10 protein-coding genes and 1 pseudogene are annotated in these 13,683 nt (G+C 40.7%); 6 read left to right on the forward strand and 5 right to left on the reverse strand.

All coding sequences use genetic code 11. From position 1 onward, the window contains the following. Positions 1–22 precede the first annotated feature (22 nt). Positions 23–787, reverse strand: a complete 765-nt coding sequence (locus WBA23_RS17115) for a TrmH family RNA methyltransferase (protein ID WP_424583504.1) — start codon at positions 785–787, stop codon at positions 23–25. A 32-nt stretch (positions 788–819) separates the two neighbouring features. Between WBA23_RS17115 and WBA23_RS17120 the strand changes: the two genes are divergently transcribed. The 4 genes from WBA23_RS17120 (at position 820) to WBA23_RS17135 (ending at position 7,865) form a co-directional block, all read left to right on the forward strand. Further along, positions 820–3,324, forward strand: coding sequence for a BamA/TamA family outer membrane protein (locus WBA23_RS17120; RefSeq protein WP_424583505.1), 2,505 nt, complete (start codon positions 820–822; stop codon positions 3,322–3,324). 187 nt (positions 3,325–3,511) lie between these two features. Next, positions 3,512–6,052, forward strand: a complete 2,541-nt coding sequence (locus WBA23_RS17125) for a fibronectin type III domain-containing protein (RefSeq protein WP_424583506.1) — start codon at positions 3,512–3,514, stop codon at positions 6,050–6,052. Between the two features lie 145 nt (positions 6,053–6,197). After that, entirely contained in the window at positions 6,198–7,097 is a 900-nt protein-coding gene (hemF, locus tag WBA23_RS17130) for an oxygen-dependent coproporphyrinogen oxidase (RefSeq protein ID WP_424583507.1), read from the forward strand. A gap of 129 nt (positions 7,098–7,226) precedes the next feature. Next, on the forward strand, positions 7,227–7,865 hold the full coding sequence (locus tag WBA23_RS17135) for a tetratricopeptide repeat protein (RefSeq protein ID WP_424583513.1): 639 nt from the start codon (positions 7,227–7,229) through the stop codon (positions 7,863–7,865). A 9-nt stretch (positions 7,866–7,874) separates the two neighbouring features. Here the strand turns inward: WBA23_RS17135 and WBA23_RS17140 are convergent, their stop codons facing one another. From WBA23_RS17140 to WBA23_RS17155, 4 genes are all read right to left on the reverse strand, one after another. Next, positions 7,875–8,942, reverse strand: coding sequence for a J domain-containing protein (locus tag WBA23_RS17140; RefSeq protein WP_424583508.1), 1,068 nt, complete (start codon positions 8,940–8,942; stop codon positions 7,875–7,877). Positions 8,943–8,969: 27 nt separating this feature from the next. Beyond that, positions 8,970–10,115, reverse strand: coding sequence for a DNA-processing protein DprA (gene dprA / locus WBA23_RS17145; protein ID WP_424583509.1), 1,146 nt, complete (start codon positions 10,113–10,115; stop codon positions 8,970–8,972). Continuing rightward, the gene (locus WBA23_RS17150) at positions 10,115–10,453 is read right to left on the reverse strand and encodes a MerR family transcriptional regulator (protein ID WP_424583510.1); all 339 of its coding nucleotides are present in this window, start codon (positions 10,451–10,453) and stop codon (positions 10,115–10,117) included. Before WBA23_RS17150 ends, dprA begins: the two co-directional genes overlap by 1 nt. 326 nt (positions 10,454–10,779) lie before the next feature. Continuing rightward, entirely contained in the window at positions 10,780–12,519 is a 1,740-nt protein-coding gene (locus WBA23_RS17155; RefSeq protein ID WP_424583511.1) for a phospho-sugar mutase, read from the reverse strand. 250 nt (positions 12,520–12,769) lie between these two features. Here WBA23_RS17155 and WBA23_RS17160 point away from each other — a divergent pair, with 250 nt between their 5' ends. Together WBA23_RS17160 and WBA23_RS17165 are read left to right on the forward strand one after the other, a co-directional pair. Next, a complete protein-coding gene (locus WBA23_RS17160; protein ID WP_424583512.1) occupies positions 12,770–13,183 on the forward strand; it encodes a hypothetical protein in 414 nt (137 codons plus the stop codon). 90 nt (positions 13,184–13,273) lie between these two features. Next, a pseudogene (locus tag WBA23_RS17165) lies at positions 13,274–13,683 on the forward strand (M1 family peptidase); the annotation flags it as partial.

The raw sequence follows: 13,683 nt of genomic DNA on the forward strand, positions 1-13,683 counted from the left end.
GATACACTATTTATCGATGAAATCAGCCTAAGTTCCCTTCCGTATTCCGTTTCATATTATCGCAAATTACGGCGGCGGCCATGCTGACATTTAGCGATTCTGCTTTACCAAACTGAGGAATGCATACCGCATTGGTGATATAGCTTTTTACCGATTCGCTTATTCCTTCCGACTCATTTCCCAGTAGAATCAACCCTTGCCCCGCAAAATCTAAATCGTGTACGGATGTGCCTTGGTTCACCAGTGTGCCGTAAACCGGAAGTTTTGTTGCCTGTAAATATGAGGTTAGCTCAGTTCGATAGACAGCAACGCGAAGAAAGGAACCCATACTAGCACTAATTACTCTAGGATGAAATTCGTCAGTAGTTTCTGGCGAACAGATAATCGTAGAGATACCGTACCAGTCAGCAATCCGAATAATAGCTCCTAAATTACCTGGATCACGAATATTGTCCAACACCAAAGCATAGCCTACTAAAGTTGATGGCACTTGTAATACGGGCATCTCAACAACTGCGATACCTGCATTGTTATTCTTAAATGAGCTTATTGATGAAACGACAGGTTCTTCAGCTTGATATAGTTCTAACTTTGGCGAATACCTTTTAATCAATGATATATGCTGATTGGTGAACACTGAGGTACCGATTAGCGTTCTAACCCTGAGTGAAGAAGTAAGTAGCTCAACAATACTTTTAGCTCCTTCTACTAAAAATAACTTTTCTTGGTATCGGTATTTTTTTAGCTGAAGAGATTTTATTAGTTTCAGCGTTTTTTTAGGAACCATACCAGTAATAACGTATTTTTTATAAGCAATCTGTGACTGTTCGACCAAGTATATACAATATATCCCTGTTTTTAGTAAGTCTATTAGCAACGGGATGCTTAGGAACTCGCTATCTAGATCAAGGCGAATATTTACTTTACGAACAGCAAATTAAGAGTGCTAAACGAGTAAATGAAAGCGAACTGAGCGATTTTTATCGTCAGGAACCTAATAGTCGCTTACCCATTCTTCCAATAGCTCCGTATGTCTGGTTGTACCAGGAAGGTCAGAAAAACTACGATCCAGAAGAAATAGAGCAGGAAGCTGAGCAAGTTCGCGAGCAGTATAAACAGAAGACTGCCAAAGCCCAAAGCAAAGGAAAAGATAGAAAAGTGCAACGGCTTGAGCGGAAAAAAGATGAAAAATTAGCTAAGCTCGAGAAGAAGAAAGAGGAGGGTAATTTATTTATGCGTTGGGGAGAACCTTTGTCGGTTTATGACAGCAGCAAAGCTGAAACCGCTCGGCGTCAAATGGAAAGTTACCTACATACTAAGGGATTCTTTGAGGGCGAGGTTAACCATGAAGTCCGAGTGGATGACCGACAAGTGACCTCTATTTACACGATTATAGAGAAAGAACCTTATCGAATTGATTCAATTACTTATTTAAGTGATGATACCACGATTCTTAACCTCGTTCAGGACAAAATTAAGGGGAAAATAGTTAAACAAAATCAGATTTATGATCAAGATGAGCTGGGGCGATTGCGCGAGAGCATTGAAAACTTACTCAAAAACAATGGTTATTATGATTTTAGTCGGCAATACGTTGAATTTCGGGTAGATTCTACCATCGGCAAGCGGAAAGTGCGAATATATACCCTTGTGCGCGAGCCAGCCAAACGAGGTTTCCATAAGCAGTTTGAGCTAGACTCCATTATTTTTACTACCGATGCCGACGTACGCGGGTACAGTGGAGAAAGGAAGGTAAGCACATTTGATGATGTTCCTTATCGTTACCACCGCTACCAGTACTACAAAAAAATTCTTGGCCGCCGAGTACTAATTCACCGAGATAGCCTATACAGCCGAGAGCAGACGTTAGAGACTCAACGACAACTTTCTAACTTAGACGTTTTTAAGTTTATTAATATTAATTATGATACTACGGGTGGTAAATTTATTGCTAATATTTATGCTAGCCCGCTTAAAAAATTCCAAACCTCAACTGAGGTAGGTTTAAATGTGAGTCAAGGACTTCCGGGGCCGTTTGTTAATGCTTCGCTACAGGTGCGAAATGTATTCGGCGGATTAGAAATTCTAGAACTCAGCGGGCGAGCCGGAATTGAGGGAGTGCCCCCCGTGGTTGGAGAGGCAACCAACAGCGGAGTTTTCGCTAGCCGAGAAGCTGGAGGCAATCTTTCGCTTACCTTTCCCCAGTTTATACTTCCTCTTCCCGAGCGCTGGAAACAAGATTTAGGTAGGTTAAACCCAAAAACTCGCCTTCAAACTGGTTATAACTACGTAGATCGACCCGAGTATACTCGAACAAACTTTCAAACATCGATGGCCTACACCTGGCAAAAAGGGCAAAAAGCTCAGTATGTTTTAACTCCGGTTGACTTCAACTTCATTGACTCTAGAATTAAATCAGATACTTTCCGTACCATCCTTGATAATAGCTTAGAAACCTACGGTATCCCGTTAAATCGCTCTTTTGAGCCATCTTTTGTGACTAGTACTAGTTTTACTGCCACGCTTAACTTTAACAATTACGGATCTACTGATCTGCTTGGCAATCAAACTCGCGGAACCCCCTCGTATTTAAGACTATTCCTTGAAAGTGGGGGAACGTTACTTAACTTCTTCGGAACTGAAGCTTTAGATGATGCCAACCTAGCTTACTTTAAGTTTTTGAAGTTTAACCCTGATTTCCGTCAATATATTTCGCTATCTAGAGATAAAACTTTGGCCTACCGTGTAAACGTTGGCGTTGCTTTTCCTTACAATAGAGATCCTGAAGATCAGGTTTTACCCTACGAAAAATACTTTTTCGCGGGAGGAAGTAACAGTATTCGGGCTTGGCTTCCCCGCCGCTTAGGCCCAGGGTCTATTAGCCCTGATAGTGTAGGTTCTAGTGGATATTTCGTTTACAATCTTGAGCAACCAGGAGAAGTACTGCTGGAAGCTAGTGTGGAGTATCGTCAGAAGTTGTTTGGTTTTGTGAATGGCGCACTCTTCGTTGATGCTGGAAATGTTTGGCGCTTGAGAGAATTCCGAACCGATTCCGGTATTAACTCGCCACGTCAGGGCTCGGCTCAGTTTGCCTTCAATACATTTATTCCTCAGATTGCTGTTGGTGCAGGAGCGGGCCTCCGCTTTGATTTCTCGTTCCTTATTCTTCGCTTCGACTACGGTATAAAGATCTATGATCCCGCCCGCAAGGTTTACGATCGAGGTGATGAAGAACCTACCGGAAGGTGGATTGGTCAGAAGTTTGACCTTTGGGATGAAATTGCCAATGGAGTGCTAAATATTGGAATTGGCTACCCATTTTAATAAGTGCGATTTCTTTACTTCTTCAACTTTTTTCCCATCTTAGCACTAAATTACCCCTATCCATTACTCACTAGCAGCAACGGCGCAACAGCTTATTTAGCACTATAAATATAAATAATATAATTTTTATTTTACATATTTAAATATTTTTATGTACTTTAGTGTTAAATATTACATGAATAATTAAATGGAAGAAATAAAAATATTTACTGCTTGTTTCTTTATCAGTTATTTAAGTGCTACTTCTATTTTAGCCCAGAATATTATTTTTTCCGATGATTTTGAATCAACTGCTGTATCAGACGTTTGGGTTGCTGCACCGGGAAAGGACAATGGCTTAGTTGACGTGCACAGGTTTGCCGCTGCCGATAGTAATCATGTAATGCGATTGGGGAAACTTCACGATGGCACTAGGAAGCTGGTAATAAATCGCCTGGACCTACCGCTAGATTTATCTCTTCATTCTCGCATTTTGCTACAATTTGATATTGCTCACTACGGAGAAGAAACTCATCCACAAGATGGTATCTATATTAGCGTTGACGGTGGAAAAATTTTTACTAAAGTCTACAGCTTCTCCTTTGGCCAGTGGAATGCTCGAACGATGAAAACAATTCCTTTCCTGGATTTGACGCTACTTGCTCAAAAGAAGAGTCTTTCTCTTAGTAGGCAAACAGTTATACGCTTCCAACAATATGGCAGCCATGATTTTATCGGAGGTGCTCAATACAGTGATGGTATACAACTAGACAATATTCGAGTAGTAGCCCCTGATGATACTTATGCTAGAATCCCATTTAAAGAAAATTTTGAAGATACAACTTGGCATTCTGCACTATCCGTCGGAAGCATTACCGAATCAGATCAGCAATTTTCGCCTTTTGGAGTAGTAGAATCTATCTATTATGATTCTCTACGCGGAGATGTGCTTAGAATGGGTAGCCAACACGATAAGCAACTTACTACTAATGCCCTTGATTTGCGAGTAGACTTATCAACCCAAAAAGAAGTTGAGCTTTTATTTAAAATACTAAATAATTTTGACGAAACCCATCCGCAAGATGGTATCTTCTTCAGTTCCGACGGCGGGCGGCACTTCACCAAGGTATTCAGTTTCGACCTTGAAGCTTGGCGAAAAAAGACTTTTGGGGCTTATCCACCAATAAATATTAATCACCTAGCTCGTCAACACAATGTTCCTCTAACCAGTCAATTTATTATTCGCTTTCAACAGCATGATGATGATGACTTTAAAGGGAGTCGCCTTAGCAGTGATGGCATATATCTTGATGATATTGAACTTCGCGAAGTTACCACTACCTACGCAGCCTATCCATTTTTTGAAGATTTTGAGCAGGAATCACTAGCTCCTTATTGGAAAATAAGTATGCCGAATGCAGCGGATACTGCGGTTGCGGTAAGCCCTACCGGATTCATAGCTTTAGTATCCGATTCCACGGGACATGCTGTAGCGCTGGGCAATACAGTAGACCGTTTGTATAATACTAACGCTCTGGATCTGCATATTGACTTGAGCAATACCGAAAATCCTGAGCTAAGTTTTAAGATATTCAATCATAACGACGAAACTCATCCACAGGATGGTATTTATTTTAGTAATGACGGTGGAAAATGCTTCACTAAAGTTCTTCAACTCGACGGCAGTCATTGGACTACTAAAGATTGGGGTAAATTTGATGCGTTAAATATTAAAGCAATAGCAATAGCCCATCAGCTAACATTAACGGACCAGTTTGTTATCCGATTTCAACAGCACGACGATGATGATTTCAAGGGCACTCGCACAGTGAGTGATGGCTTTTATTTAGACGATATTAGCATTCAGGAACCTCAACGTCAGTACTACGCAAAACTACCTTTTGTAGAAACCTTTGAATCCGATTCGCTGGCTAAGTACTGGCGAATAGGTGATCTAGCAAAAACTGCTAGTGAAGATTTAATCTGCCCTGATGCTAGTGCTCAGATAGTAAAGCTAGCGAGTGACAGTCACTCTTATGCTTTAGCGTTGGGAAGAAAGCACGATGGAGAACCATCCGTTAGCGCCTATGATCTTCACTTGGACTTATCTTATCAATCAGACCTTGAGCTAAACTTCCGCATGTATAATCACACCACAGAAAACCGAGAGGAGGACGGCATTTGGATTAGTCAAGATGGTGGAAAAAGCTACCGACATGCGTATAGTTACCGTTCATCGGTATCCCAAAAATATATGCACCATTCTATTAACCTCGATTCTTTAGTAGAAGCGTTGGCATTCAACTACACCGATCAATTTATTATCCGTTTTCAGCATACGGGCGATCGTAGCTTTTTAGGTTCAGTTGGTTTTGCCAGCGGAGCGTTTCTGGATGATATTGCGATAACTAACCGTCTGAGTGCACCTAATGCACAGGATATACGATTAAATTATCAAAAAAGTATTAAACAACCCCAGATTCAATGGCCACCCTCTGAATTGGCTCAAGCTTATCAAGTGCAAATATTTTTGGAAGAACTATCTTCTCAACACTTGGTACAAGAACAGACTACCAACAGCAACGCTATATCATTACCTGTTAACACATTAATACCAGGTCAGCTCTACTATATGCGACTTAGGTCGGTCAATGACATTGCTAAAAGCAACTGGAGTGCTTCAATTGCTATATCGGCTGACCATGAAGGGCGTATTAATATGTCGTCATTGGCAGTTAAGTCACTGTAAGTATCTTCTTTACTTAAGATCTTATCTAATTTGTGCAAACTCACTACTTGTGAAAACCATCTGTCGTGAATCTTATCTTTATATGAATCATATTTGCTAAACTATTATCTTCGCGAAGGCAGAGGGTTCATCAATTTTTAGCATAATGGTTACAAAAGAAGAAATAACAGAATGGTTCGAGAGTCTTCAAAGTAGTATATGTACAACGCTGGAGGAGGCTGATGGTAGCGGACGATTTATTCCCGATGTTTGGGAGCGTCCGGGTGGGGGCGGTGGTACCTCTCGCGTTATTAATAATGGCTCGGTTATAGAGAAAGGCGGAGTTGGTTTCTCTGCCGTACACGGAGAAACCCCAGCTAAAATTCTCGATGCCCTTAAATTAGAGCCGTCTGATTTTTATGCTACTGGCGTTTCTATTGTATTACATCCCCACAACCCTTTTGTGCCTATTATTCATATGAATGTTCGGTACTTTGAAATGAGTAGCGGAGTTTACTGGTTTGGTGGTGGTATTGACCTAACACCTCATTACGTAGATCAAGATGATGCCCAATACTTTCACGCTACTCTTAAAGATATTTGTGACCGTTTCAATTCATCCTATTATCCCAGTTATAAAAAGTGGGCTGATGACTACTTTTATATTAAACACCGCCAGGAAACCCGCGGTATTGGTGGAATATTTTTTGATCGCCTAACTGCTCAAAAAGAAGAGCAAAAGTCTGATATATTCGCTTTTGTACAAGCAATTGGGCAAGCGTTCGCTCCTACTTATACTTACTTTATGAACAAGAATAAAGATCTTCCTTTTGAAGATCAGCATAAACAGTGGCAGTACCTCCGGCGAGGGCGCTACGTAGAATTTAATCTAGTATTAGACAAGGGCACTAAGTTTGGGTTAGATACGAGCGGACGCACTGAATCGATACTAATGAGCTTACCTCCTTTAGCCACCTGGCAGTACAACCACATCCCACCTTCCAATAGCTTAGAAGCAAAAACACTCGCTCTATTAAAGAAAGACATTAATTGGATTGATTTATAGATTTTTGCTACCTAAATCGTAATTATCATAGTAAAGTTACATTAGCTGGCACTAGCATTTTATAAGAATTCACTGTTTATGCTCACTTTTGCGTATATGATAACGGTGATGAACATGAATATAAATTGTATGAGAGGAGTGAAGAGCATAACTATTACGTGTATTGTATGTCTATCCTTTATTTCGTCTTACTCAGTATCAGCATTTTCTGGCTCAGATGATTTAGTTAGTAAAGGTCGTGTATATTTTGAGGAGGGTTCGTACAAAGAGGCTATTATGGCGTTTAACCGCGCTATTGAACTTGACCCCTCTAATGTTCATGCGTACTACTTAAGAGGAAAGACTAAAACTGTGTTTGAGGATTATCACGGAGCTATGAAGGATTATAACTTTGCTATTGAGACCGATCCGAGCTTTGCTGAGGCTTATCTTGAGCGAGGGAACGTGAAGTTTTCCCTACAGGATTACTACGGAGCTATTGCTGACTATGGTGAAGCTGTGACTCTTAATAAGAACCTTATTCAGGCTTATTATTACCGAGGAAAAGCGCGCCGTGAACTACAGGTTTACGAAGATGCTATCAATGATTTCACTAAGATTATTGAGCTAAATCCTAAAAACCCCGATGCATATTATTTGCGTGGAGTAATCCGGATTGAGCGAGGCTTACACCAAGAGGGCTGTTTAGATCTAAGTAAAGCGGGAGAGTTAGGGGATTTAAAAGCCTACGAAATAATCCGTCAGGTATGCAATAAAGCGGTTAATTAAGTAATTACCTTACATACAGTAGTATTTAACTAAATTTTCAGCCTCACCGGAATGTAACCGGGAGGCTTTTTTTACATCCTCACAAGCTGATTGGTTATCGCCCTGTTTAGCGTTTAGCTTCGCCCGTAGTAGGTATGCTTCAGCATTGATGCCATAGTTTACAATGTATTTATTGATATAGCGAGCCGATTGGTCAACCTCTCCAAGCTTGTAATAACAGTAAGCTAACCCGTAATTTGCTTCATCAAACTTTTTTCCATCTGCCTGCAGTTGTTTATAGTATATAATAGCATTTTCGTACTGATCTAAATTAAACGCATAGATACTAGCAATAGCGAAATACAGGCTATCGTACTGGGGCCATAGCTCCAATGCCTTACTGAACTGTTCAATGGCTCCATTATAGTCAGCACTACCTCTTAAATACAACCCCTTACTATAGAGTAATTGAACTCTTTCTCCATCAGATGAAGCAGCTTCCATACCCCGATCTATATACTCAATAGCATATTTGAATTGACCGTATTCTTCACTTAAGATAGTACCTGCCAGTAGACAAGCTTCTACATTTTTGCCACCAAAATCCAGAACCGACCGCTCTAAACTATTAAGTGCTGCATAGTACTGCTCATTCTGATAGTACTCTAGTCCTTTATCGTAATGATAAGAGGAAGAGTAACGTGATAAACCTATCGGAACCAGTAGAATAGAGGCAACTAAAGTTAAAATCAGTATGGTCATCCCCACATACGTGAGTTTGGAATAATAAACTGAAACCGGGGGGCGGTAAGTGTACTGAGGTTGAGTACGTGCTTTAGTAGCACGGGAAGATCGCGATTTCTCATCCTCGTATAGCCCTAACAGTAGCGATAAATCGTAAGATGCCTTTTTATCAGTATTAGAAAGAACGTTGTAAGCCTCACTAACGAGCTTAAACATCTCTTCTTTATCTCTATCACCCGCATTAACGTCGGGGTGATAACGTTTGGCTAACTGACGGTAAGCCAACTTTACGTCTTCTGATGAAGCGTTATAGCCTACATCCAGAACTTGATAATAATCTTGGTAACTCTCCATAGCTCAATTCTTTCCCGCGTTGTTCATTCATACTGTTCGAAGTTGATACCTGTTTCCGGGCCGGGCCCGCACATATTGTTTAAATTCTAAGTTTAATAGTATTGCTGCTAGTTGTGATACTGATAGTTGAGTGTACCAACTGATTTTATCTAATACTAAACCATCAGGGTACTGAGTAAGTGTTTTGTAAACCTTTTGCTCATCATCGCTCAGATCTTCTGGCAGCTTAAAAATCTGAGATTGAGCGGCTGTGCCAGTTTTTTTCTTCTCCAAATCCCAGTTAAGCATAGTAATAATATCTTCACCCCGGCTTAGCAAGTGCGCTTTATGTTGCTGGATCAGTTGGTTACACCCTTGTGAATACTGATTTTTAATGCTTCCTGGAACCGCAAAAACTTCACGATCATAATCATTAGCCAAATTAGCGGTAATCAAGGCTCCACCTTTAGAGGCAGCCTCTACTACCACCACCGCATCGGCCAAACCGGCAATAATACGGTTACGAGCCGGAAATTTCTTCGCTTCAGGTTTAGTGCCTAGAGGGTTCTCGGTAAGTAAACCGCCGTTTTCAATAAAACCCCAGGCATCCTTCTGATGTATAGCTGGGTAAATCTGATCTATTCCATTAGCCATTACTGCTACAGTTGGTGCCCCGTAACGCACAGCCATCCGGTGTGCGTGAATATCAATTCCGTAGGCTAAGCCACTCACAATCAATACATTCTGCTTAGCCAGTGTTGCTACAATCTCTTCTACGGTATCTAAACCGTACGATGTAGCCTGACGGGTGCCCACAATACTAATTACCCGCTTGTGGTTTAAATTACCTTGGCCTTTATAGTACAGTACCAACGGAATATCATAAATATGACGAAGACGCTCTGGATACTGAGGATGTTCATAGTCGAGAATTATTATTTCTTGCTGATGACAGCGGTCAATTTCTTCGTAGGCCTTCTGGAGTAAGTGCTGATTATTTTTTAAAGAACTAATTATTTTCGGGCCAATACCCGGAATTCGGCTCAGATGGTGAGATTTGTCGCGAAAAATTGCTTCTACCGACCCACAATGGTTAATTAGCTGACGGGCTGTAGCTCCACCAATCATGGGAGTCATGCTAAGCGCAATGGCATAAGCTGCCGTATTAACCGTATTGTTTACCTCTAACGCCACTAATCCATTTTTTCCTTTAGGTCAACCAAAAAAGCGCGAACCTCTTTCAGGGTGTCGATCATTTCCATAGTATCTTTGGTCGCCTGAGTACCACTCTTCAATTTGTCTTTGGCTCCTTGCAACGTATATCCCTTTTCCTTCACTAAGTGATAGACCAGCTTTACCTTTTCTATGTCTTCCTTAGTGAATTGCCGCTTCCCATTTCTATTTTTCCGAGGGTTAATAATATCGAACTCCCCTTCCCAAAAGCGAATCTGCGAAGCAGCAACATTTAATATTTTAGCTACCTCACCGATAGAAAAATACTTTTTTTCGATTTGTTTTTCTTTATAGGACATAGCAGTTAGTATAATGATATCCGCCTTTGTTCAAAAGCTAAATTAAGAAAATATTGACTTAATTCATAAGAATTGTACAAGAATTTATACGAAAGAAACTATTTATTACATGAAATTATGTTTATTAGCTTATAGTATAATTGCTATTATCACCTCTTTTTGGCTGAAAACATGAGCTTAATGACTCAAAAGGGTTGTTCTTCAGCTTATTCGGTACCATATAACTTACCTCTGTAAGATTATAGCTGAATTTTTAAAAAAATCCAGATATGCTCCCTCCTACCTAGAAAACTGAAACTCAATTGATTGGCAAGAAGGAACCTTGGCTATTTCAACTTCATATCTTTAATTACCGAATCTATTTTATCCCCCAGCGTACTCCACTCTTGAGAAAAATCAGATTGAGTCGAAAGCTGATCATTTACACTGAAATAGAATTTGATTTTAGGTTCGGTACCGGAAGGGCGAGCAGATACTTTGGTACCTTTTTCGGTAAAGAATTGTAGTACATTAGACTCCGGAAACTCAATGGGTTTTTGATTGCTAGAAGCAATATCGGTTTCAGTACCTTCTAAATAGTCTATTACAGTAGTTACTTGTTCGCCAACAATGGTTTTCGGAGGATTTTCTCGCAGCTCACGCATCATCTGGCGAATTTCTTCTACGCCACTTTTCCCCTTTTTGGTAAAAGAAACCAGCGATTCGCGGTATAAGCCAAACTGCTCGTAGGTTTCCAGTAAAAAATCATATAAAGTCATTCCCTGATCTTTCACGTAGGCGGTCATCTCGGCAATCATAGCGCAAGAAGCTACCGCATCTTTATCGCGCACAAAATCTCCAATTAGGTAGCCGTAACTTTCTTCGCCCCCGCCAATAAAGGTTTGCTGACCTTCTTTGTCTTTAATAAGCGCAGCAATGTATTTAAAGCCAGTTAAGGTATCATAGCAATCAACGCCGTAGTGCCCAGCTATTTTACGAATGAGTTCGGTAGTTACAATAGTTTTAGCTACGAACTGCTTTCCGTCGAGCTTTCCAGCTTCTTTCCATTTCTTTAACAGATAATGCACCAGCATACTACCCGCCTGATTTCCATTGAGTATTTCAAACTCACCGTTCAGATTTTTCGCTGCAATACCTACTCGGTCGGCATCGGGGTCAGTTCCCATCACTAAATCAGCGTCCATTTCGGTGGCCTGCTGCAGGGCAATACTCAGTGCTTCACTTTCTTCCGGGTTTGGGTAAACTACTGTAGGAAAATCTCCATTACCATCGGGCTCTGCCTGCTCCGCTACTACGTGAACATTAGTAAATCCTAGTTTCTCGAGTATAGGTGGCACTAATGTAACTCCAGTACCGTGAATTGGGGTGAAGACGATCTTCAAATCGTGCTGATTTTTGATGGCTTCGGGCGAAAGCGACAATCCTTTAACATCAGCTAAATACTGATTATCAATATCTGTCCCGATCATCTCCACTTTTGAATCATCGCGATCAAACTTCACAGCTTCCAGCCCTTCAATGGCATCTACTTCTTCAATCACATTCTTATCGTGCGGAGGTACTAGTTGAGCACCATCGTTCCAGTACGCTTTGTAACCATTGTATTCCTTCGGATTGTGCGAGGCGGTTAAAACCACTCCACTGTGGCAACCTAACTTGCGGATGGCGTACGAAAGCTCCGGGGTAGGGCGCAATCCATCGAAGAAATAAACCTGAATGCCATTAGCTGAAAATACATCAGCGGTTACTTCGGCAAAGTAGCGACTGTTATTCCGACTATCGTGAGCAATCGCTGCTTTAATCTGCTCATTAGGGTATGTTTTTAATAAATAATTACTTAGCCCTTGCGTGGCCATGCCCACCGTATACTTATTAATCCGATTAGAGCCAACTCCCATAATTCCGCGTAAACCACCCGTTCCAAATTCCAAATCCTTGTAAAATGCTTCTATCAAGTCAGTATCATTATCCTGATTAAGAAGGCGTTGAATTTCAGATTGACTATCAGTATCAATAGCGCTACTATTGAGCCACTGCTCAGCTTTGGTTTTTACGGCTTGGTCCATACTTGAAAATAAAAGGTTTTTATATTTGAAGATCAATAAAAAATAGTTGCAGACTACGCAGTTGTCGGAGAGGCAATTTACAAAATTTACTGATTTCTCAGTTGGTTCAATTGCTCTTTTCAGAATAAGTATTAGCAAGATTATGCCATCATAGAATGACAAGAGATAATTAATAGAACCTATCGTTGTTTCTTGTGTTAAATGTTATGAATTTTATCTAAAATTGTTGAAAAGATAACAAACAAACCCCATGAAGAACGAAGAACTGGAACAAGCATTAACAGCATTAGTAGAGAAAAAAAATAAACTAGCTACTATTGACTATAATGATGCTCAGTACGACGATTTAGAGGAAGCAATCCACGATGAAGAGGATGAGCTGCTAGAAAAGTACGGCGATTTTTTAGAAGATATATTAGCCGATGTGCACGACGAACTATGTCCTGATGACGATATACTACTGCCTACGGCCTACCTGGCTAATAAATATGTAAAGAAGGAAGAAGACAATACAGTCACCTACCACGCAGCCGAAGGAGGAGTAATTGTGGATGTAGATGAATATCCCAATCACCTCACTCGCTTAGTGCTGGTTCCTGGCCCAACTCGCTTGATGCTTCAGGTGGGAAGGCAAAAGGAAGAAGAAGTCTGGCGATTATCCTAATACTACCATTTACCCTTATCATTTGAAAAAAGAGGATAGTAACACTTTAGCAGACTAGCGTGTTATTGAGTGAAACGGAAAATTACACACATGATGAGATATGCTTATTTACTGATTATCAGTTGGATAGGATGGCTTTACGTTCCTGCTACCGCTCAAGTATTTCAGGGTAAGTTTGAGCAACTTGACCCCGAATTACCAACCCCTAATGAGTACCGTTCGGCTTCGGGGGCTCCTGGCTATAAGTACTGGCAACAACAAGCTAACTATAGAATAAGCGTAGAACTAAATGATGAGAATCAATCCATCACCGGCTCCGAAACAATTACTTATTACAACAATTCACCCGATCCGCTTTCTTATCTATGGTTACAGCTTGACCAAAATATGCGAGCGGCTAATTCGGCGACCCCTCAGATAGAAACCTCTCGGGTGCGCGATTCTATTAATACCCGATTATTTCAGTCAAGGGTGATGCACGACGATGATTTTGACGGTGG

This window comes from Tunicatimonas sp. (genome assembly GCF_049647865.1).
Lineage (GTDB): Bacteria > Bacteroidota > Bacteroidia > Cytophagales > Cyclobacteriaceae > Tunicatimonas.

What these genes read in the sequence shown, in the direction of transcription:
- WBA23_RS17115 (WP_424583504.1), bottom strand. Translation starts at nt 787, where the DNA reads ATGGTTCCTAAAAAAACGCTGAAACTAATAAAATCTCTTCAGCTAAAA.
- WBA23_RS17125 (WP_424583506.1), top strand. Translation starts at nt 3,512, where the DNA reads ATGGAAGAAATAAAAATATTTACTGCTTGTTTCTTTATCAGTTATTTA.
- hemF (WP_424583507.1), top strand. Translation starts at nt 6,198, where the DNA reads ATGGTTACAAAAGAAGAAATAACAGAATGGTTCGAGAGTCTTCAAAGT.
- WBA23_RS17135 (WP_424583513.1), top strand. Translation starts at nt 7,227, where the DNA reads ATGAGAGGAGTGAAGAGCATAACTATTACGTGTATTGTATGTCTATCC.
- WBA23_RS17140 (WP_424583508.1), bottom strand. Translation starts at nt 8,942, where the DNA reads ATGGAGAGTTACCAAGATTATTATCAAGTTCTGGATGTAGGCTATAAC.
- WBA23_RS17150 (WP_424583510.1), bottom strand. Translation starts at nt 10,453, where the DNA reads ATGTCCTATAAAGAAAAACAAATCGAAAAAAAGTATTTTTCTATCGGT.
- WBA23_RS17155 (WP_424583511.1), bottom strand. Translation starts at nt 12,519, where the DNA reads ATGGACCAAGCCGTAAAAACCAAAGCTGAGCAGTGGCTCAATAGTAGC.
- WBA23_RS17160 (WP_424583512.1), top strand. Translation starts at nt 12,770, where the DNA reads ATGAAGAACGAAGAACTGGAACAAGCATTAACAGCATTAGTAGAGAAA.